Annotated in this window: 18 protein-coding genes and 1 tRNA gene; 12 read left to right on the forward strand and 7 right to left on the reverse strand. The window is 66.7% G+C overall.

All coding sequences use genetic code 11. The annotated features are described in order from the left end of the window. Window positions 1-78 precede the first annotated feature (78 nt). The 5 genes from clpP to AvAM_RS19310 form a co-directional block, all read right to left on the reverse strand. Window positions 79-687, reverse strand: coding sequence for an ATP-dependent Clp endopeptidase proteolytic subunit ClpP (gene clpP, locus AvAM_RS19290; RefSeq protein ID WP_063461792.1), 609 nt, complete (start codon window positions 685-687; stop codon window positions 79-81). A 132-nt stretch (window positions 688-819) separates the two neighbouring features. Next, entirely contained in the window at window positions 820-2,136 is a 1,317-nt protein-coding gene (gene tig / locus AvAM_RS19295; protein WP_137748551.1) for a trigger factor, read from the reverse strand. Window positions 2,137-2,211: 75 nt separating this feature from the next. Further along, window positions 2,212-2,298 (reverse strand) — tRNA-Leu (locus tag AvAM_RS19300). 94 nt (window positions 2,299-2,392) lie between these two features. After that, window positions 2,393-5,575 carry an efflux RND transporter permease subunit gene (locus tag AvAM_RS19305; RefSeq protein ID WP_137748552.1) on the reverse strand — a complete coding sequence of 1,061 codons (3,183 nt, stop codon included), beginning with the start codon at window positions 5,573-5,575 and terminating at the stop codon, window positions 2,393-2,395. Between the two features lie 9 nt (window positions 5,576-5,584). Beyond that, entirely contained in the window at window positions 5,585-6,760 is a 1,176-nt protein-coding gene (locus AvAM_RS19310) for an efflux RND transporter periplasmic adaptor subunit (RefSeq protein ID WP_137748553.1), read from the reverse strand. 288 nt (window positions 6,761-7,048) lie between these two features. On the opposite strand from AvAM_RS19310, the gene hpnC reads away from it, so the two are divergent. From hpnC to AvAM_RS19355, 9 genes are all read left to right on the forward strand, one after another. Next, window positions 7,049-7,918 carry a squalene synthase HpnC gene (gene hpnC, locus AvAM_RS19315; protein WP_137748666.1) on the forward strand — a complete coding sequence of 290 codons (870 nt, stop codon included), beginning with the start codon at window positions 7,049-7,051 and terminating at the stop codon, window positions 7,916-7,918. 321 nt (window positions 7,919-8,239) lie between these two features. Beyond that, entirely contained in the window at window positions 8,240-8,980 is a 741-nt protein-coding gene (locus AvAM_RS19320) for a hypothetical protein (protein ID WP_137748554.1), read from the forward strand. 13 nt (window positions 8,981-8,993) lie between these two features. After that, on the forward strand, window positions 8,994-10,394 hold the full coding sequence (locus tag AvAM_RS19325; protein WP_137748555.1) for an L-serine ammonia-lyase: 1,401 nt from the start codon (window positions 8,994-8,996) through the stop codon (window positions 10,392-10,394). 152 nt (window positions 10,395-10,546) lie between these two features. Beyond that, a complete protein-coding gene (locus AvAM_RS19330; protein ID WP_249368231.1) occupies window positions 10,547-11,443 on the forward strand; it encodes an amino acid ABC transporter substrate-binding protein in 897 nt (298 codons plus the stop codon). Window positions 11,444-11,632: 189 nt separating this feature from the next. Continuing rightward, entirely contained in the window at window positions 11,633-12,088 is a 456-nt protein-coding gene (locus tag AvAM_RS19335) for a TRAP transporter small permease subunit (RefSeq protein WP_249368232.1), read from the forward strand. Then, a complete protein-coding gene (locus AvAM_RS19340; protein ID WP_137748557.1) occupies window positions 12,085-13,587 on the forward strand; it encodes a TRAP transporter large permease subunit in 1,503 nt (500 codons plus the stop codon). Before AvAM_RS19335 ends, AvAM_RS19340 begins: the two co-directional genes overlap by 4 nt. 37 nt (window positions 13,588-13,624) lie before the next feature. Then, window positions 13,625-14,467, forward strand: coding sequence for a presqualene diphosphate synthase HpnD (gene hpnD, locus AvAM_RS19345; protein WP_137748558.1), 843 nt, complete (start codon window positions 13,625-13,627; stop codon window positions 14,465-14,467). Between the two features lie 16 nt (window positions 14,468-14,483). Continuing rightward, complete coding sequence (gene hpnE / locus AvAM_RS19350; RefSeq protein WP_137748559.1) at window positions 14,484-15,800, forward strand: hydroxysqualene dehydroxylase HpnE; 1,317 nt, start codon at window positions 14,484-14,486, stop codon at window positions 15,798-15,800. Window positions 15,801-15,920: 120 nt separating this feature from the next. Beyond that, window positions 15,921-16,946: a tripartite tricarboxylate transporter substrate binding protein gene (locus AvAM_RS19355; protein WP_137748560.1), complete on the forward strand. Its 1,026-nt coding sequence runs from the start codon at window positions 15,921-15,923 to the stop codon at window positions 16,944-16,946. Window positions 16,947-16,965: 19 nt separating this feature from the next. On the opposite strand, the gene AvAM_RS19360 is transcribed toward AvAM_RS19355, so the two are convergent. Further along, a complete protein-coding gene (locus AvAM_RS19360; RefSeq protein WP_137748561.1) occupies window positions 16,966-17,403 on the reverse strand; it encodes a hypothetical protein in 438 nt (145 codons plus the stop codon). Between the two features lie 90 nt (window positions 17,404-17,493). Between AvAM_RS19360 and AvAM_RS19365 the strand changes: the two genes are divergently transcribed. From AvAM_RS19365 to AvAM_RS19375, 3 genes are read left to right on the forward strand one after another with little or no spacing between them, the layout of a single operon-like run. Continuing rightward, window positions 17,494-18,162: a response regulator gene (locus tag AvAM_RS19365; RefSeq protein WP_121419592.1), complete on the forward strand. Its 669-nt coding sequence runs from the start codon at window positions 17,494-17,496 to the stop codon at window positions 18,160-18,162. A 3-nt stretch (window positions 18,163-18,165) separates the two neighbouring features. After that, entirely contained in the window at window positions 18,166-19,563 is a 1,398-nt protein-coding gene (locus AvAM_RS19370; RefSeq protein ID WP_137748562.1) for a sensor histidine kinase, read from the forward strand. Between the two features lie 48 nt (window positions 19,564-19,611). Further along, a complete protein-coding gene (locus AvAM_RS19375) occupies window positions 19,612-20,649 on the forward strand; it encodes a tripartite tricarboxylate transporter substrate-binding protein (protein ID WP_137748563.1) in 1,038 nt (345 codons plus the stop codon). 32 nt (window positions 20,650-20,681) lie between these two features. On the opposite strand, the gene AvAM_RS19380 is transcribed toward AvAM_RS19375, so the two are convergent. Beyond that, a complete protein-coding gene (locus tag AvAM_RS19380; RefSeq protein ID WP_171012343.1) occupies window positions 20,682-21,200 on the reverse strand; it encodes a nucleotidyltransferase family protein in 519 nt (172 codons plus the stop codon). Window positions 21,201-21,251 lie beyond the last annotated feature (51 nt).

The raw sequence follows: 21,251 nt of genomic DNA on the forward strand, positions 1-21,251 counted from the left end.
GAAAGTTGTCGGGATGATAACCAAATAAAAAACGGCGTCTTCCCCGAGGGAAAACGCCGCTGTGTGAGCCTGTGGCGATCAGGAGCGCTTGCTGATCACCTGGTCCACCAGGCCGTATTCCTTGGCCTCGTCCGCTGACAGGAAGTAGTCGCGTTCGGTGTCGCGCTGGATCTTCTCCAGCGATTGGCCCGTGCGCTCAGCCAGGATGTTGTTGAGCTGCTCGCGGGTCTTCAGGATTTCGCGCGCGTGGATCTCGATCTCGGTAGCCTGGCCTTGCATGCCGCCCAAGGGCTGGTGGATCATGACCTTGGAGTTGGGCAGCGCAAAACGCTTGCCCTTGGCGCCAGCCGCCAGCAGGAAGGCGCCCATGCTGGCCGCCATGCCCGTGCACAGCGTCGAGACATCGGGCTTGATGAAGTTCATGGTGTCAAAAATTGCCATGCCCGCACTCACCGAGCCACCGGGAGAGTTGATGTAGAACGAAATGTCCTTGTCGGGGTTTTCGCTCTCCAGAAACAGCAGCTGCGCCACCACCAGATTGGCGGTCTGGTCGTTGACCGGCCCGACCAGGAAAATCACGCGCTCCTTGAGCAGGCGCGAGTAGATGTCATAGGACCGTTCGCCACGGCCCGACTGCTCGATGACCATGGGGACCATGCCCAGGCCTTGTGTTTCCAATGCACTCATGTTTTCTCCAGTCAAGCAGGTACTGTACCCAGAAATGAATTGGGGCTTGTGCACAAAAGCACAAGCCCCCTGGTGTGACACTTCGATCACCAGACCAGCAGCCACGCCACCAGCCGGTGAGGCCAGGGCCTATCAGCCCTGCTGCTGCGCCATCAGGTCGTCGAACGAGACAGCCTTCTCGACCACCTTGGCCTTGCTCAGCACGAATTCAGTCACGTTGTTTTCAATCACAACGGCTTCGACTTCGGCCAGACGCTGACGGTCGCCGAAGTACCAGCGCACCACGTCTTCAGGCTTCTCGTAGCTGGCGGCCAGCTCGTCGATGTGGGCCTTGAGCTGCTCGGGCTTAGCCTGCAGTTCGTTGGCACGCACCAGTTCGGCCAGCACCAGGCCCAGACGCACGCGGCGCTCGGCCTGGGGACGGAACACGTCTTCAGGGATTTCAGCCTTGTCGGCGTCCTTGATGCCGCGTTGCTTCAGCTCGGCACGGGCGCCTTCCAGCAGGCGGGCAATTTCAGCCTGGATGCTGGCGTTGGGCAGGTCCAGCTCGGCCTTGGCCACCAGGGCGTCCATCACGGCTTGCTTGTTGCGGGCCAGCAGACGGAACTTGACTTCACGCTCCAGGTTCTTCTTGATGTCGGCGCGCAGGCCATCCACAGAACCGTCGGCGATGCCCAGCGACTTGGCCAGGGCGTCGTTCACTTCGGGAAGGTGGGCGGCTTCGATCTTCTTCACGGTCACGAGGAAGTCGGCGGTCTTGCCAGCCACGTCCTTGCCATGGTATTCGGCAGGGAACGCCAGAGGGAAGGTCTTACTTTCGCCCGACTTCATGCCGCGCACTGCGTCTTCGAATTCCTTGAGCATCTGGCCTTCGCCGACCAGGAACTGGAAGTCTTCGGCCTTGCCGCCGTCAAAGGGTTCACCGTCGATCTTGCCTTCGAAGTCCACGGTCACGCGGTCGCTGTCTTGCGCAGCGGCGTCGATGGCACGCTGGGCAAAGCTGCGGCGCTGCTTGCGCAGGATGTCGATGGTCTTGTCGATGGCGGAGTCGGTCACTTCGGACGACAGCTTCTCAACTTCGGCGTCCGACAGGTCGGCGATCTTGACTTCAGGGAACACTTCGAAGATGGCGTCGAACGTGACCTGGCCTTCAGGAGCGCCTTCCTTTTCGGTGATGCGGGGCTGGCCGGCAACACGCAGGTTGGCTTCGTTGGCAGCCACGGCAAAGGCTTCACCGACCTTGTCGTTGAGCACTTCGTACTGCACCGAGTAGCCATAACGCTGGGCCACCACGTTCATGGGGACCTTGCCTGGACGGAAGCCGTCCATCTTCACGGTGCGAGCCAGGCGCTTGAGGCGCGTATCGACTTCGGACTGGATCAGGGTGACGGGCACGCTCAGCGTGATCTTGCGCTCGAGCTTCTCAAGGGTTTCAACAGTAACGGCCATGGCTATTCCTCTTATGAATGTGGATCGTGCTGGCTGCAGCGCAGCAGCGCCGTGTTCCGCAAAGTCTCACATGGGTGGTGCGCGGGGGGGGACTCGAACCCCCACACCATTGCTGGCGTCAGGACCTAAACCTGGTGCGTCTACCAATTTCGCCACCCGCGCGGTTCTACAACAAACAAACAGGCGGCAACCTCAGCTGCCGCCTGCGTGAAATCGGTCAACCTTCTATTTTACCCTGATGCGGGCTGGGTGGGAATCAAACCCCTCCAAGAACCTCTGGCGCGGGCCGTTTGACCCGGAACCAGGCGGCATACATCGCAGGCAGCGCCAGCAGCGTGAGCACGGTAGCCACGATGAGCCCGCCCATGATGGCCACGGCCATCGGCCCCCAGAACACACTGCGCGACAGCGGGATCATGGCGAGCACCGCCGCAGCGGCCGTGAGCACGATGGGGCGCAGGCGGCGCACGGCCGATTCCACGATCGCATCCCAGGCCGGCACGCCGCGCGCACGGTCCTGCTCGATCTGGTCGATCAGGATCACGGAGTTGCGCTGGATCATGCCCATGAGCGCAATCACGCCAAGCAACGCCACAAACCCGAAGGGCCGGTTCAGCACCAGCAGCGCCGCCGCTACACCCGCCAGGCCCAGCGGCCCGGTCAGGAAGACGAGCATCGCGCGGCTGAAGCTGTGCAACTGAAGCATCAGCAGCGTGAAGGTGAGGAAGAGCATCACCGGGATACCCGCCGCAATCGACGCCGAGCCCTTGGAGCTTTCCTCAACGGCCCCCGCCACCTCGATGCGGTACGCCCCTTGGCCCGATGCACGCCATTTCGCCTCAATGTCCTTGAGCGCAGGCTGCAGTGCAGCCGTCACCGTGGCGCCCTGCAGGCCCTCGGTCACATCGCCCTGCACGGTGATCGCGTAGTCGCGGTTTTCGCGCCACATCACGCCAGGCTCCCACGTGAACACGGGTTTGGCGATCTGCGTGAGCGGGATCGACTTGCCCGAGGCCGTGGGCAGGTAGGCATTGGCGATGTCGGTGATGGCATTGCGCTCATCCAGCGGCTGGCGCAGCAGGATGTCGATGAGCTTGTCGCCCTCGCGGAACTGCCCCACCTGCGTGCCCGACAGGATGGTCTTGGACGCCTGGGCAATCGACTGGCTGGTGACGCCCAGTGCGCGCGCCTTGGCCTGGTCCACCTCCAGGCGCAGCACCTTCACGGACTCGTTCCAGTTGTCATTCACGCCGCGCATGTCGGGGTTCTGGCGCAACTGGGCCTTGACCTCGTCGGCACGCTCACGCAGCACCAGTGGGTCCGGCCCCACCACGCGGAACTGCACGGGGTACGGCACCGGTGGCCCGTTGGGCAGCAGCTTGACGCGGCCGCGCACCTCGGGGAACTCCTCGGCCAGCAAGCCGGGCAACTTCACGCGCAGCGATTCGCGCAGCTTCAGGTCCTGCGGCAACACGATGAACTGCGACACGTTGCTTTGCGGGAACACCTGGTCCAGCGGCAAATAGAAACGCGGCACACCCGAGCCCACCCACGTGCTCACGGCCGTCACACCGGGCTCGGCCAGCAGACGCTGCTCCACGCGCTTGGTGACTTCTTCGTTGCCCGCAAACGAGGTGCCCTCTGGGAACCAGATGTCCACCAGGATTTCAGGCCGGCTCGAATCCGGGAAGAACTGCTGCTGCACCTTGCCCATGCCCACAATGCCCAGCGCAAAGGTGAGGATGGTGGCGCCAATGGTGAGCCAGCGGTGCTGCACGCACCAGTCCACCAGACGGCGGAAGGTGCGGTAGAACGGGCTGTCGAACACCTCGTGCGGGTCGTCCGTCACGCCCTTGTTCGCCTGGGCCGCCAGCACATGCGGCGGCACCTTGAGCAGCAGCGTGCCCAGGTACGGCACGAAGTACACCGACACGATCCAGCTGAGCACCAGCGCGATCACCGTCACGGCAAAAATCGCAAAGGTGTACTCACCCGTGGTGGACTTGGCCAGGCCAATGGGCAAGAACCCGGCTGCCGTGATCAGCGTGCCCGTAAGCATGGGCATGGCCGTAAGTTCATAGGCAAAGGTGGCGGCGCGCACCTTGTCGTAGCCCTCTTCGAGCTTGAGCACCATCATCTCCACGGCAATGATGGCGTCGTCCACCAGCAGGCCCAGCGCGATGATGAGCGAGCCCAGCGAGATCTTGTGCAGGCCGATGCCCCAGTACCACATGGCCAGGAAGGTCACGGCCAGCACCATGGGGATGGTGATGCCCACCACCAGGCCGGGGCGCGGGTCGATGTACCAGCGCTTCCACAGCGGGTTCTTGCCCGGCCGCTTGTGAAAGCCCAGGCTGATGAAGCTCACCGCCAACACGATGACCACGGCCTCGATCAGCACCTTCACAAACTCGTTCACCGAGGTGGACACGGCCTTGGGCTGGTCCTGCACGTTGACGAGCTTCACGCCCGCTGGCAGCGTGCCGCCGATGCGGTCGGTGGCCGTGTGCAGCGCCTTGCCCAGCGCAATGATGTCGCCGCCTTTGGCCATGGACACGCCCAGCGCAATCACCTCACGGCCCTGGTGGCGCACCTTCACGGTGGCCGGGTCCACATAGCCGCGCTTGACTTCGGCAATATCGCCCAGGCGCAGCTGCGCCCCCGAGGGGCCCCGGATCGGCATGGCCGCCAGGTCTTCCACGGCGTTGAACTGGCCTTGCACGCGCACCTGCACCTGGTCTTGCGGCGTCTGGATGGCACCTGCGCTCTCCACAGCGTTCTGCTGGCCCAGCTGGGCCAGCACCTGGTTCATGTCCAGGCCCAACTGCGACAGGCGCTTTTGCGAGATTTCGATGAAGAGCTTTTCGTCCTGCACGCCAAACAGCTCGACCTTGGCCACATCGGGCACGCGCAGCAGCTGCTGGCGTGCGTCGTCGGCAAACTGCTTGAGTTCGGCGTAGCTGAAGCCTTCGGACTCCAGCGCATAGATCACGCCATACACATCGCCGAAGTCGTCGTTGAAGAACGGCCCCTGGATGCCCTGCGGCAAGGTGTAGCGCATGTCGCCCACCTTCTTGCGCACGGTGTACCAGACGTTGGCCACATCGCCGGGCTTGGACGAGTCCTTGATCTGGAAAATGATCTGCGACTCGCCGGGCTTGGAGTAGCTGCGGATCTTGTCGGCGTAGGGCACCTCTTGCAAGGTGCGCTCGATCTTGTCGGTGACCTGCTCAGCCACCTGCTGGGCCGTGGCGCCAGGCCAGTAGGTGCGCACCACCATCGCGCGGAAGGTGAACGGCGGGTCTTCGTCCTGCCCCAGCTGGAAGTAGGCCGCAAAGCCCAGCAGCATCAGCACCACCATCAGGTAGCGGGTGAGCGCCGGGTGGTCGAGCGCCCATTTGGAGAGGTTGAACCCCTCTTTGGGTTGTTGTTGTGACATGCGTGGCCCTCAGTTGGCAGCCGAGGCTGGTTTTGCTACCAATTCAGGAGCTGCTTTCGCTTTACCAGCAGGCGCAGAGGCCGTTTTTGGCTGATAAACCATCACCTTCTGCCCGGGCGAGAGCACATGCACGCCCGTCGCCACCACCTGCATGCCGGGCGTGAGGCCGGCTGCCACCACGGCTTCGTTGCCGTCGGCCGTGGCAATCTGCACGGGCTGCGACTTCACGGTGCTGCTGGCGGGGTCGTACACCCACACGGCGGTGGCCTGGCCCTCCTGGCGCAGCGCGCTGGTGGGCAGCTTGATGGCCGGAATGCCCGCATGGCTCAGCGCCTTGGGCGTGACGTACACGGTAGCGCCCAGCGCAGGGGCTTCTGCGCTGTCGATAGCCACCTTGATTTGGTAGGTGCGCGTGGCGGCATCGGCACTGGCCGCCACCTCGCGCACGCGGCCCGCCAGCGTGGCGCCGCCGGACCAGCCGCGCACCGCCACTTCCGAATCCGGCGCAATCTGCGCCACCTTGTCCTCGGGCACGGCAAACACCACATCGCGCGGGCCGTCCTGGGCGATGCGCACCACGGGAGTGCCCGCAGCCACCACCTGGCCGGGCTCGGCGTCGATGCCCGTGACCACGCCCGACACATCGGCCACCAGCGTGGTGTAGGCCGCCTGGTTGCCCTGCGACGAGAGCTGCGCACGCGCCTGGTCCAGCGTAGCCTGCGCGGCTTTCAGCGTGGCTTCGCGGCGCTCCAGCTCGGCGCCGCTGATGAAGTTCTGGTCTTTCAGGGTCTGGTAACGCTTGAGGTCCGCCGCCGCCAGGTCACGCTGCGTGGTGGCAGATGCCAGCTGCGCACGCGCTGCGTCGGTCGCGAGCTGGTAGTCCTTCGGGTCCAGCTGCGCAAGCACCTGGCCCGCCTTCACATGCTGGCCCAGCTCGGCCTGGCGCTTGACGATCTTGCCTGCCACCCGAAAGCCCAGGCGCGACTCGACCCGCGCTCGCACCTCGCCCGAATACTCCAGACTGGACTGCAGCGCGCCCACCCCCACCGTGAGCAGCTTGACGGAGCGCACAGGCTCCTCGGGCGGCGCGGGGCGCGAACAGGCGGCCAGCAAAGAAGCGGTGGCCAGCACCAGCAAGAACCGGGAGTGCCGTTGGAGGGGCCGCAAAGCGGAGGGTGTGCGCATGGGAAATCCGGTGAAAAAAAGGGCCACAAGGAAAGAGCGACGGAACCGCACGCACAGCACAGGCCTTGCGACCTGCGCTGCAACGGGGCGGGGGCCAGCCTCCTTGTCCCTGAATGGAATGGCTTTTTGATTACTGACTGACCGGTTAGTAATCTATGAGAAGCGCCCCCACCTTGTCAAGCGACAATCCGGGGTGTGAACGACCGCTCCAGCCCTCCCCCCTCGGCAGCTTCCCCTGCAGCTTCCCCTGCAGCCCCCCATGCAGCCGCCCCCGCAGCCACGGCTGCCATGGCCACCGCCGCGCCTGCACCCGCCGCAGCCCTGGCCGCGCCCGTGACGCACTACGAGAATTTCCCCGTGGCGTCCCTGCTGTGCCCGCCCCACCTGCGCCAGCCGATTGCCGCCATCTACGCCTTTGCCCGCACGGCCGACGACATCGCCGATGAAGGCGATGCCACACCCGCCGCCCGCCTGGCCGACCTGGCCGCCTACCTGGCCGACCTGCACGCGATTGCGCAGGGGCAGGCACCCTCGCCCCGCTGGGCGGATGTGTTCCTGCCGCTGCAAGGCGTGGTGCGCAGCCACCGTTTGCCGGTGCCGCTGCTCGAAGACCTGCTCAGCGCCTTCGCCCAGGATGTGGAAAAAACCCGCGATGCCGAAGGCTACGCCGACCGCGCTGAGCTGCTGGACTACTGCCGCCGCTCGGCCAACCCCGTGGGGCGCCTGCTGCTGCACCTGTATGGCGTGCACGACGCGCAGGCGCTGCAGCAAAGCGACGCGATCTGCACCGCACTGCAGCTCATCAACTTCTGGCAGGACCTGTCGGTGGACATCCCCCGCCACCGCCACTACCTGCCGCGCGCCGACTGCGCTGCCCATGGCGCCTGTCAGGCCGAACTGCTGGCCCTGCAAAGCACGCGCGAGAACGCACGCCTGATCGCCGATTGCGCCGACTGGGCTCGCACCACCATGGAGAGCGGCGCGCCCCTGGTGCACCGCCTGCCCGGCCGCGCGGGCTGGGAGCTGCGACTGGTGGTGCAGGGCGGCCTGCGCATCCTCGACAAGGTCGAGGCCCTCAAGGGCGGCAGCCTGCACACCCGCCCGCGCCTGCACACCTGGGACTGGCTCGTGATGCTGGGCCGCGCACTGGTGATGTAAGAAGAAAGATTCATGGGCCACAAGGCGCGCTGACATCGGCGCGCGCTCTGGCTGTGAACTTGAGGCAAAAATGGGCTTCTCCGCGCATCCATATTGCCTTAAAAGCTATCAATTTGTGAGCAATTGACTGTCTGCGCCGGATAGCGGGCAGCAGGCTGGCTACGGGCGGGGCAGGGATAGCGCGCATGGCGTCCTCTTTACAGCGCGCTAGTCTTGCGCCCCATGCGGCCAGCCGCCCGGGTCTTACCAGTTCCGGAACACAACAACAAAGACAACAATGTCCGCAAGCCAGTACCCGTGGCTTGCCAGGAGGGCCCGCCGTTGACTGCCAGACATCTCTTCAAGACCCTGCAGTGGGGGCTCATCCTTTTCTGCCTGGTGTTTTCCATCGTCGGGGGCGTGGCCGCAGAGCGGGTGCTGGATGTGCTCGCATGCCAGCCCCACACCAACCCGGCGCTGAGCACCTGCTCATCCCTCACCAACCCCATCGCGCTGCGGCTGGCCCCGTTTCTGTCGGCCGGCAGCATCGTGGACTACCCCTTTGTGCTGCTGCGCAACTTCTGGGCGCTGCTGCTGGTGTGGGGGCTGGCGCTGTATGCCGCGCGCTGGGCGGACCGCAACCCCACCGCCGCTGCGGCCCTGCTGCCACGCCCGGGCCGCGCCCACCCGGCAGATGTGCTGCGCTGGGGCGTGGGCGGCCTGTTCTGGCTGTTGCTGGCGGGCTTCATCGTGTTCATCTTTGCGCTGGGCCTGCCCATCGTGGGCAACCAGACCGCACGCACCATCCTTGAAAGCCTGGGCTGCTCGCCCGGCACCTTTGACCCCTTCTCATCGCCCTGCATGAGAGCCCCCGGATTCTGGACACCCCGCCTCTCCCTGTACGTCCTTCCCCTCGCAGGCCCCCTGCTGGCGCCCGTGTGGCTGGTCATGGGGTTCTGGGATGTCCTGCTGGGCTGGCTGGCACTGATCGTGGCCACCTACGCCCTGAAGTCGCACCTGTCGCAGCCTACCCGGCCGCCAGTCCGCCCCCACCCATCGGCCAAACCACTGCGCCGTTCCTGAGATCCTTTTCACCATGTCCGTCAGCGTTTTCGACCTCTTCAAGATCGGCATCGGCCCGTCCAGCTCCCACACCGTGGGGCCCATGATTGCGGCGCGGCAGTTTGCCTGCCATGTGCAGGGTACCCTGGGCCTGACCGCCGTGCACCACGTCACGGTGGAGCTTTTTGGCTCCCTGTCCGCCACGGGTGTGGGCCACGGCACCGACAAGGCCGTGCTGCTGGGCCTGGCCGGGCATGAGCCCGACCACATAGACCCCGACCAGATCCAGCCCGCCATTGCCGACATCCGCACCCGGCAAACACTGGCCCTGCTGGGCGAGCACCCGGTGCCGTTTGTCGAAAAGGAACACCTGCTGTTTCGCCGCAAAAGCCTGCCGCTGCACCCCAACGGCATGGCCTTCCATGCGTTTGACGCGCAGGGCACCGAGATCGCCACTCGCGAGTACTACTCGGTGGGCGGCGGTTTTGTGATCGATGCGGCGGGCGAGCGTGTGCTCAACAGCGCCGCCACCGCAGGGCCCGATGCTGCGGGCCACGGCCAGGGCCTGCCCCACCCCTTCCGCACCGGGGCCGAGCTGCTGGCCCAGTGCCAGGCCACCGGCCTGACCCCGGCCCAGCTCATGGCCGCCAACGAACAACACTGGCGCAGCAGCGCCGAGGTGCGCCGCCAGCTCATGGCCATCTGGAAAACCATGGCCGGAGCCGTGCAACGCGGCTGCGCCAGCACCGGCACCCTGCCCGGCCCCATGCATGTACGCCGCCGCGCGGCCGAGCTGCACCACAAGCTCAGCAGCGCCCCCGAGGCCGCGCTGCGCGACCCGCTCTCGATGCTGGACTGGGTGAACCTCTACGCCATGGCCGTCAACGAAGAAAACGCCGCTGGCGGCCGCGTGGTGACGGCGCCCACCAACGGCGCAGCGGGCGTGATCCCGGCAGTGCTGCATTACTACGTCAACTTTTTGCCCAGTGCGAACGAAGACGGCATTGCCACCTTTTTGCTCACCGCAGGCGCCATCGGCATCATTTACAAGGAAAACGCCTCGCTTTCGGGTGCCGAGGTGGGCTGCCAGGGCGAGGTGGGCGTGGCCTGCTCCATGGCGGCAGGCGCTCTGGCCGCCGTGATGGGCGGCAGCCCTGAGCAGATCGAGAACGCCGCCGAGATCGGCATGGAACACAACCTGGGCATGACCTGCGACCCCGTGGGCGGGCTGGTGCAGATCCCGTGCATCGAGCGCAACGCCATGGGCGCCATCAAGGCCATCAACGCCGCCCGCATGGCGCTGCGTGGCGACGGCCAGCATGTGGTCTCGCTCGACAAGGTCATCAAGACCATGATGCAGACCGGTGCCGACATGAAGATCAAATACAAAGAGACTTCGCGCGGCGGCCTGGCCGTGAATGTTGTGGAATGCTGACGCACCGCAGCATGCCTGCGTGGCAACCAGGCGGCATGGGTACACAATCCGCGCTCGGCTGGGCTGCCAGCCTGCTTGCAGGGCCCGTCTCCGGGCCGTTCTCCCCCGCGCCATGAGGCGCCCTGTTGTTCTTTTCCCTCTTTTTCTCTTTCATGAAAATTTCTTCGATGCTGCGCCCCTGGGCGCTGATGGCGGCCCTGGTTCTGACCAACGCCCCTGCGTGGGCAGAAGACACCCTGGCCCACATCGCCAGCACGGGCGAGCTGCGCCTGGGCCACCGCGAAAAGTCCCTGCCGTTTTCGTACAAGGACGCTACCAGTGGCAAGGTGCAGGGCTACACGGTCGATATCTGCCTGCAGATCCATGAAGAAATCAAGAAGGAACTCAAGCGCCCCGACCTGCGCCTGAAGTACCTGCTGGTCGATGGCAAGAACCGCATCTCCGACGTGAAGGGCAACGTGGTGGACCTGGAGTGCGGCGGCACAGCCAACACCGCTGCACGGCAAAAGGAGATTGCGTTCAGCCACCACATCTTTGTGGCCTCGTCCGCCTTCCTGGTGCGCAAAAGCGCGGGCATCAAGACACTGGACGACCTGCAGGGCAAAAAAATCGCCGTGCAGGCCAAGACCACCAACGAGAACCTGCTCAAGGCCAACGAACGCACCTTTGTGCGCAAGTTCAACTACGTGCCGGTGGACAGCACACTGGACGCCGTGAACGCGCTGGCCAAGGGCGAAGCCGACGCTGCGTTTGCCGACGATGCGGGCATCTGGATTCCGCTCACCCGCATGGGCAAGGCCATGGACGAATACCAGTTCCTCGAAAAGCGCCTCTCGGTCGAGCCCTACAGCATCGGCCTGCGCAAGGACGACCCCAAGTTCAAGGAACTGGTGGACCGCGTGACGCGCCGCATGATCCAGAACGGCGAGATGGCTGCGCTCTACAAGAAATGGTTCAGCTCCGACCAGGGCACGCTGCCCATGAGTGTGTTCATGAAAGAAGCCCTGCGCCGCCCGAGCGACATCGGCGTGGAACAGATCGCGTTCTAACCCACTGTTTTCTCCGAGCCGTACTTCGGAACCAGGCGTCCGTGCGCCAGATGGGGTGTGTTGGAATGCGATCTCCACGCCCGCCGCCACCCTTTGCCCATGCTCGATAACGCAGCGCCCCCTCCACCTCCAACCCCATGGGCCGCACGACGGCTGGAAGATGCGCTTGACTGGGTGGGCTCACTCTTCATGCCTCTGGCTCTGCTGATCGTCGTGCTGCTGTTTCTGCAGTGGCCTCTGAGAGACTGGCTCGGCGCAGGCTCCAGCAAGGCCAATGACCTGGCGCAGGCGATGTTTGCGCTGTATGTGGCAGTGGCTTTGCGGCATGCGGCCCGGCGCGATGCCCACTTGGTCAGCCGCCCCGACCTGACGCACGCTGGCGGCCGATGGCTGCGCACGCTGCGCGGCGTGGGTGCGCCGCTGGCCATATTGCCATGGGCGCTGTTCGTGTGCTGGCAGGGCACCCCCATGGTATGGCGCTCGGTGCGCGGGCTTGAAAGCTTTCCAGAAACCGCCAATCCTGGCTATTTTGTGGTGAAGGTAGCGCTGTTACTGCTGGCCGCTTTGCTCGCCCTGCAGTCACTGGTGGATCTGTGGCGCGCTGTGCGCCAGGCGGCCGCTAGCACGGGAGGGAACACCCCATGAGCCTGCTCGGGCTTCTGCTGCTGGTGCTGGCCCTGGTACTGATGATGACCACGGGCTGGGCCACCTATGCCGTGTTGCTGGCAGTGAGCACCCTGGGTGCGGTGCTGGGCCTGGCAGTGGGCGCATTCGATGCAGGCGTACTGCGTGCCCTGCCCGAGCGCATGGTGGGACTGCTGGAGCATGACCTGTTGCAGGCCCTGGTGCTGTATGCAATGGTGGGCGCCTTGCTCAATCACCTGGCCTTGATCAATGGTCTGTATGGAGGGCTCAGCAAAACGCTGGCGCGGCTCACGGGGCGGCGGGCTGCCTCTGAATTGGCAGGGCTGGGCGTGGGCATGCTCATGGCGCCCATGAATGGGTCGGTGGGGGCCAGCCTGGTCACCCTGTCGCGCACCGCCGGGCGGGCCTGGGCCGCCGAAGGTCTACCGCCCGAACGGCGTGTCACCCTGGTGGCCGTGGCCAGCACACTGGGTGTCATCGTTCCACCCTCGCTGGTGCTGCTTCTGCTGGGGGATGCAATGCTGCGTGCCCACACAGAAGGCCTGACCCTGTCCCGGCAGTTGGGTTTGCCTGCGGCACAGGCTGGAACCCGCATCATCAACACACAGGATGTGCTGCAGGCCGCACTGGCCCCTGGCGCCCTGCTGCTGCTCGTCTGGCTGGGCATCACCTGGTGGGTGGCACGGCGCCACGACCGTGCAGAGCCACCCACCACGACTGCCCGCCCTTCAGCGATGGCCCGCAGCGAGGGCTGGACGCTGTGCATCGTGCCCACGTTCATCATTGCGCTGCTGGCATTGGTGGCCACGGGCCGCATCCGTGCCGTGGAGGCCGCCGCTGCCGCTGGTGTGACATTGTTGGTGTGGGGCCTGGTATCGCGCCAACTCACCCGGCCCGTGCTGGCCCGCGTGCTGGACGATGCCCTGGCCCTCACCGGCGCGCTGTTCGCACTGCTGGTGGCCGCCGTTACCTTTTCACTGCTGCTGCGGGCCTTTGGCACCGATGTGCTGGTGACCGAATGGATGCGCACCCTGCAGGGCCAGCCCGCGCTGGCCATGGCTGCAGTGCTGCTGGTACTGCTGGCGTCGGCCTTTGTGCTGGACGCTTTTGAGCTGATCTTTCTGGTCATACCCATCGTGATGCCCCCGCTGTTGGCCCTGGGAGGGGACGCTGCATGGGTCGCAGCCTTGGCCCTGCTGGTGCTACAGGCCGGTTTTTTGCTGCCACCGCTGGGCTACGCCCTGGTGCTTTCCATGGGGCAGGTGGAACCACGCCCCTCCCAGCGCGCTGTGGTGCTCGCTCTGGCCCCCTATCTCCTCACGCTGGCTGGCGTGGTGGGTTTGGTGCTTGCAGCGCCCGAAACCACTCACTGGCTGCGCACCACGCCCGCAACGGTTCCCCAAATGACCATCGAGGGCGATGACCTGGATGCGCTGATGCGCGAGATGTCTGCCCCACCGGTTGAAACACCAAACGCTGGCGACACCGTGGCAAAGTGAGGCGATGGCGCCCCGGTGCATGGGACAATCGCGCCCCATGACCCCACAGCAATACGTACAGCAAAAAGCCGTGGCCTCGGGCAGCAGCTTCTATTACGCCTTCCTGTTCCTGCCGGCCCCGCGCCGCGCCGCGATCACCGCGTTTTACGCCTTCTGCCGCGAAGTGGATGATGTGGTGGACGAAGTCTCTGACCCCGGCGTGGCCCGCACCAAGCTGGCCTGGTGGCAGGCCGAGGTGGCCAAGGCCTACGCAGGCCAGCCCACCCACCCCGTGATGCTGGCGCTGATGCCGCTGGCCGCCGACTACGGCATTGAACAACGCCACCTGCAGGCCGTGATCGACGGCTGCCAGATGGACCTGGAGCAAACCCGCTACCTCGACTTTGCCGGCCTCAAGGGCTACTGCCACCTGGTGGCGGGCATTGTGGGCGAAGTTGCCGCACGCATCTTTGGCCAGACCGACCCACGCACCACCGAATACGCCCACAAGCTGGGCCTGGCTTTCCAGCTCACCAACATCATCCGCGACGTGGGCGAAGACGCCATGCTGGGCCGCATCTACCTGCCGGTGAACGAGCTGCAGCAGTTTGACGTGAAGGCACACGAGATCCTCAAGCGCACCTACTCCGACCGCTTCACGGCGCTCATGCGTTTTCAGGCCGAGCGCGCGCACCGCCTGTACGACGAGGCCCTGGCCTTGCTGCCCGATGCCGACCGCCGCGCGCAAAAGCCCGGCCTGATGATGGCCAACATCTACCGCACCCTGCTGCGCGAGATCGAGCACGAGAACTTCCAGGTGCTGCACCAGCGCATCCGCCTCACGCCGCTGCGCAAGTTCTGGCTGGCGTGGAAGGTACAGGCCTTGGGCCGGATGTCATAGCCGTGGGCCCGCGTCCATGAAGGTCGCCGCGAACGTGGCAGTGGTGGGCGCAGGCTGGGCGGGCATGGCCGCCGCCATCGCCCACACCCAAGCCGGCCGCCAGGTCACGGTGTTCGAAGCCGCGCGCACCGTCGGCGGCCGGGCGCGCGCCGTGCCGGGCGCACTGCCCGATGGCACGCCCGCCACCCTCGACAACGGCCAGCACATCCTGATTGGCGCCTACGCCGAAAGCCTGCGCCTGATGCGATTGGTGGGCGTGGACATCGACACCGCCCTGCTGCGCCTGCCGCTCACGCTGCAGTTCCCCGACGGCCAGGGCCTGCAGCTGCCCGACCTGCCGCCGCCGCTCGATGCCCTGCTGGGCATTGCCCGCGCCAAGGGCTGGGACTGGCGGGACAAGCTGGCGCTGCTGCGCACGGCCACGGCCTGGCAGATGCGCGGATTCCGCTGCGCGCCTGCGACCTCGGTGGCCGACCTGTGCGCGCCGCTCACGCCCCGGCTCATGACCGAGTTCATCGACCCGCTGTGTGTATCGGCCCTCAACACCCCGGCGCGCGAGGCCAGCGGCCAGGTGTTTCTGCGCGTGCTGCAGGACAGCCTGTTCAGCGGGCGTGGCGGCTCCAACCTGCTGCTGCCGCGTGCAGACCTGGGCACCCTCTTCCCCGAAGCTGCCGTGCGTTGGCTGCAGCAGCAGGGCGGCCAGGTCATCACCGGCCAGCGCATCCAGCGCCTGGTGCCGCGGCCCGGCGGGCGCTGGCAACCGGTCATCGCAGCCAACGGTGCAGAAGACCCCGAGGCGTTCGACCACATCACCCTGGCCTGCCCGTCGTGGGAGGCGAGCCGCCTGGTCGAAAGCCTGGCGGGCACGGCGGGCCTGGCCAGTGCGGCCCGCTGGAGCACCACCACCAGCGCCCTGCGGTTCGAGGCCATCACCACCGTCTATGCCCACTCACCGGGCGCCCACCTGCCCCAGCCCATGCTGGCGCTGCGCAACACCGCCGCCCACCCGGCGCAGTTTGTGTTTGACCGGGGCCAGCTCGACGGCCAGCACGGACTGCTGGCCTTTGTGGTGAGCGCGAGCGACGGCGACCGGGCCTTGATCGAGCAGCAGGTGCTGCAGCAGGCCGCCGCACAACTGGGCCTGCCGGGCCTGCAGCCCGTGCAAACCGTGGTGGAAAAACGTGCCACCTTTGCCTGCACCCCCGGCCTGCAGCGGCCCGGCATGCAGGTGCTGCCCGGGCTGACCGCCTGCGGCGACTATGTGGACGGCCCCTACCCCGCCACGCTGGAAGGCGCGGTGCTCAGCGGCACCGCAGTGGCTGCGCTGGCGTAACGCGCGCCCTGGTATCCCAGGCACCCCCGGGGAAACCCCAATCCGCTTGACAGCATTCCGAAAGCACGCGGCGCACACCATACGCCCTGCAACGCCTTGATGGCTTTCACGGAGACACCCATGCTGTTCGACAACGACATTTACCCCACCTTCCACCCCGCCTTCCAACCCACCCGCCGCCACCTGCTGGGCGCAGGCAGTGCCCTGGCCCTGGGCGGCCTGCTGCCCACCGCCGCATCGGCGCAGGCCGCGTGGCCCGCCAAGTCGATCCGCTTTGTCGTGCCTTTTGCCCCCGGTGGCAGCTCTGAGATCGTGGCGCGCTCCACGGCGGCCGAGCTGAGCAAGACCCTGGGCCAGAGCGTGTTTGTGGACAACAAGCCCGGCGCAGCAGGCAATATCGCCATGTCGGAAGTGGCCCGCGCAGACGACCAGCACACGCTGATCCTGGGCCACATCGGCACCCTGGCCGTGAACCCCTACATCTTCGACAAGCTGCCCTACGACGCCAACAAGGACTTCAAGCCCGTGAGCCTGCTGGCCAAGGTGCCCAGCCTGTACGTGGTGCACCCCGACGTGCCCGCCAAGAACCTCAAGGAATTCATCGCCTATGCGAAAAAGAACCCGGGCAAGCTGAGCTACGGCTCGGCGGGCAACGGCAGTGCGGGCCACCTCGCGTTTGAGTACCTCAAGATGACCGCCGAGATCTTCATGCTGCACGTGCCCTACCGCGGCACCGGCCCCATGATGACCGACCTGCTCTCGGGCCGCCTTGACGCCGCCTCGGTGGGCGCCGCTGCCCTGCTGCCGTTCATCAAGTCCGGCAAGGTGCGCTGCATCGCCACGGGCTCCACGCAGCGCCTGCCCCAGTTGCCCGATGTGCCCACCGTGGCCGAACAGGGCTTCCCCGGCTTCGAGATGACGCAGTGGTACGGCATGCTGGCCCCCGCGAGCCTGCCCAAGGAACACCTGGACAAGCTGGCCGCCGAAACCATGAAGGCCGTGAAGGCACCAGAAGCCCTCAAGCGCCTGAACGGCGACGCCGCCGAAGCCATTGGCGGCACACCCGCGCAGTTTGCGCAGTTCATTGCGGCGGAGCAGGCGCGCTGGCAGAAGGTGATCAAGCGCGCGCAGATCAAGCCAGATTGAGACAGAGGGTCGTTGCGTTTCAGCGCAACAACCCCCATCCTATGGAGAGCCCCAGCACATAGAGGGCTCCCACGATAAAGCAGGCCCTCAACCAGCCTTCACGGGAAGGGGTGTCCGCAATGTCCTCTCCGCCCAAAGCGGAGAGCAGTCCTGCAAGGAAGTACCCCAACCCTGTGATGGCATGCAGCAGGACGTTGGGCGTCAGCGCACCACACGCTGCGCCCGACATTGCGCCGGCAGCCAGCAAGGTCCCCATCGCGTCAGAGGATCCACCCAACGCAGCCCCCGCCAAGCCCAGCAACAGCGCCAGCAGGCTCCCTGCGGCTACGCCCAGCAACGCACAGGCGATCCTGAAAACCAGGCTGGACGACCACCAGCTGTCTGCGTCTTGCTCCCTCACTTCAACACGCCATCTGTGGGATAGGCCTCGCCAAGGCCGCTTGTCACGATTGTTCATGCCTCCCCCTCTTTTGTTCTGCGCATCGTAGTCGCACGCCACAAGCGAGCGCAGCAAAAACCGAAACAAGTACCGCAGTAGCATCCCACCATGCGCATCCTCCTGGCCGAAGACGACCACAACCTGGGCACCTGGCTCAGCCGTGCGCTGGAGCACGCGGGCATCCAGGTGGAATGGGTGAACGATGGCCGCCTGGCTGACCGCGCCTTGCAGCAACATGACAACTACGACGCGCTGGTGCTGGACCTGGGGCTGCCCGGGCTGGACGGCCAGGCTGTGCTGCAGCGCCTGCGCGACCGCGACCAGCGCCTGCCTGCGCTAATCCTGACGGCCCGCGATTCGCTGGACGAGCGCGTGCGCTCGCTCAACGCCGGGGCCGACGACTTTCTGGCCAAGCCGTTCGAGCTGGCCGAGCTGGAGGCCCGCCTGCATGCCCTGGTGCGCCGTGCGCGTGGCAACGAACACCCGCGCCTGGCCTGCGGCGCGCTGGTGTACGACAACCCGCGCAAGCAGTTCACGCTGCACGGCGAGCCCCTGGCCCTGTCGCCGCGCGAGCACGCCGTACTGCGTGTGCTGGTGCAGCGCAGCGGCGAGCCGTTTTCCAAGCAGCAGATTCTGGACCGCGTGTTCTCTGACGACGAGGACGTGCATCCCGAAGCCGTGGAGGTATTTGTGCACCGCCTGCGCAAGCGGCTGGATGGCAGCGGTGTGCGCATCACCACGCTGCGTGGCCTGGGCTATGCGCTGGAAGCTGACTGAACCATGGGCCTGACCGCACGCCTGCGCCGTGCCAGCCTGTGGCGGCTGCTGGCTTTGTTGCTGCTGCCGCTGCTCGCCGTGGTGACCGGCGTGGAGCTGTGGATGACACGGCACGACGCGCTGGAGGCCGCCAACGCGGCCTACGACCGCTCGCTGCTCGGGGCGCTCAAATCCATCGACGCCAACATCTCCACCGCCTCGGGCGGCCTGTCGGCCGAGCTGCCCTACAGCATGCTCGAATTTTTTGAACTCACGGCCAGCGGCAATGTGTACTTCCGCGTCGCATCGTCCGATGGGCTGGTGGAGCTGGGCAACGCCGACCTGCCCCTGCCACCCGGCACGCTCACGCCCGGCGTGCCCCGCTTCTACGATGCCACCTACTTCGGTGAATCCGTGCGGCTGGCAGCCTACCGCCGCACGGTAGAGGGCGCCGCACCCGGGGCCGATGCCAGCAGCGTGCTGGTGCAGGTGGCCGAAAGCACCCGCTCGCGGCAGGAGTTCACCAGCCGCTTTGTGCGCCGGGCCGCGCTGCGCGACACGCTGGTGCTGGCGCTCATGGTGCTGGGCACCGCCGCCACGCTGGCCGTGGCGCTGCGCCCGCTGGCGCGCCTGGCGCGCGAGGTGCAGGCGCGCAGCCCCGATGACATGACCCCCATGGCCGACACCGACCTGCCCGCCGACATCCGCCCCCTGGTGGCTGCCGCCAACCAGCAGATGGCCCGCACGCAGGACCTGGTGGCGCAGCAGCGGCAGTTTCTGGACGATGCCTCGCACCAGCTGCGCACCCACCTCACCACGCTGCAGATGCAGATCGACTACGCCCGGCGCGAGGCCGACGCCACCCAGGTGCAGCACACGCTCGACGCGATTGGCGGCGAGATTGCGCGCGCCACGCGCAGCACCCAGCAGCTGCTGGCCCTGGGCCGCAGCGACACGGCGGCGGTGGAGCTGGCCCCGTTCGACCTGGCCGCGCTGCTGCGCGCCGTGGCGCTGGAACTGCTGCCCCGCGCCCGCACTCGACAGATCGACTTTGGCATCCACACGCCCACGCCCGAGTTCATGGCCGTGGGCGACAGCGGCCTGCTGCGCGAGGCACTCACCAACCTCGCCGCCAACGCCATTGCCTACACACCCGAGCACGGCACCGTGACTGTGTCGGCGGCGGGGGACGGCCTGGGCTGGAGCCTCAGCGTGGAAGACAACGGCCCTGGCCTGCCCGCCAACGAACGCGATGCACTGGGCCAGCGCTACCGGCGTGGCTCGCAGGCCGCAGCGGGTGGCTCGGGCCTGGGGCTGGCGATTGCGCGCTCCATCGCTGAGCGGCACCGGGGCGGCCTGCGGCTGGAGGAAGGCTCCGGCGGCCGGGGCCTGCTGGCCATCCTGTGGTGGCCCCGGGGCTGAAAACCCCCATCCCGCAGCGCCCCAGATTCCGCCAGAATTCGCCCCGCTATGCCGTCCGCACCGACCTCAATCCCCACCCTGCCCCGCCGCCGCACCCTGCAGTGGCTGGCAGCACTGGCGGGCGCATCGGCCGCTGCGCGCGGGCCTGCGGCCTGGGCGGCCGACGCAACGCAGGAACCCGCCGAATGCATCGCCCCCTCCCGCCCCGGCGGCGGGTTCGACCTGACCTGCGGCCTGGCCACACAGGCCGTGCAGGCCGTGCGCCCCGCACGCCCACCGCTGCACACACGCTACCTGCCCGGCGGCATTGGCGCCATGGCGTTTGACCAGATCGCCACCGGACGGCTGGGCGGGCCAGGCACGCTGGTGGCGTTCTCCAGCGGCTCGCTGCTCAACATCGCGCAAGGTCGCTTTGGCCCCCACCCGGTGAGCGCCGTGCGCTGGATCGCCACCCTGGGCACCGACTACGGCGTGGTGGCCGTGCACCGTGATTCACCCCACCAACGCCTGCAAGACGTCGTTGACGCGCTGCGCAAAGACCCGGCCCGCGTGGTCTTTGGCGCGGGCGGCACCCTGGGCAGCCAGGACTGGATGAAAGCCGCGCTGCTCACCCGCGCCGCCGGGCAGGACCCCAAGCGCATGCGGTTTGTCTCATTTGAAGGCGGCGGCGAGGCGCTCAAAGCGCTGCGCGGCGGCCATATCGGCGTCTTCACCGGCGACGCGGCCGAGGCCCGGCAGGCCCTGGACAAAGGCGCGCCCCTGCGCTTTCTGGCCGTGCTGGCCCAGGCCCGCCTGCCCGGCGCCCTGGCCGACCTGCCCACGGCGCGCGAGCAAGGCGTGGACCTGGTCTGGCCCACGGTGCGCGGCCTGTACATGGCAGCCAGCGCCCCCGACGCCGCCGTGCGCGCCTGGGTGGCAGCGTTTGCCGAAGCACTGGCCGCGCCCGGCTATGCCGCGCTGTGCAGCCAGTACGGCCTGTACCCGTTTGCACGCACCGGGGCGGCGCTGGAGGAGTTTGTGCAACGCAGCCTGGCCGACTACCGCCAGCTGGCGCAGGAGCTGGGCCTGCGGTCCTGGCCGCGCTGAGGCGGCAATCGGCTGCGGCCCGTAAACCGGCCTCAGGCGGGGCAGATGGACAGCAGCGGCCAGCGCTCGGCAAATCGTTTGGACGCCACGCGCTCGCGGTAGGAGCGGGCATCGGCGCGCACCGGGTTGTGGCGAACGATCAGGTGGAACAAGTCATCCAGCCCGTGGGGAGCCACAACGCCGATGGAGTCGTCAGCGCGCAGGAAAACACCCACACAGGTGGCAATCTCCGGCCAGGTGCTCACGCCATCCTCCAGCGACACCAAGGGCGCTACCTGCTGCCCCAGATGGCGCGCAAACCAGTGGTGCACAGTGGCCTGGTTGGTGACTTCCCATGCGACAGACGGCATCTCGCAGCGCAACCGATGTTCCAGCGCCGCGTCGTGTTCTGCACTTTCCACTGTGGGGTCAAAGTAGACAACATCCACGTCATCCAGCGGTGTGGGTTCTGCAAACCCGTGCAAGGCATCCCACACCAGCGAGCGCACCGCGCCAGCCCCTATGCACCACGAGTTCAGTTCCAGCTTTCGCACGGCGCGCAGCGCGCCCATCAGCACAGGCGAAGCACGCACCAGCGTGACAAGCTGATGGTGGTGACTCAC

Source organism: Acidovorax sp. NB1 (assembly GCF_005405905.1).
GTDB lineage: Bacteria > Pseudomonadota > Gammaproteobacteria > Burkholderiales > Burkholderiaceae_C > Acidovorax.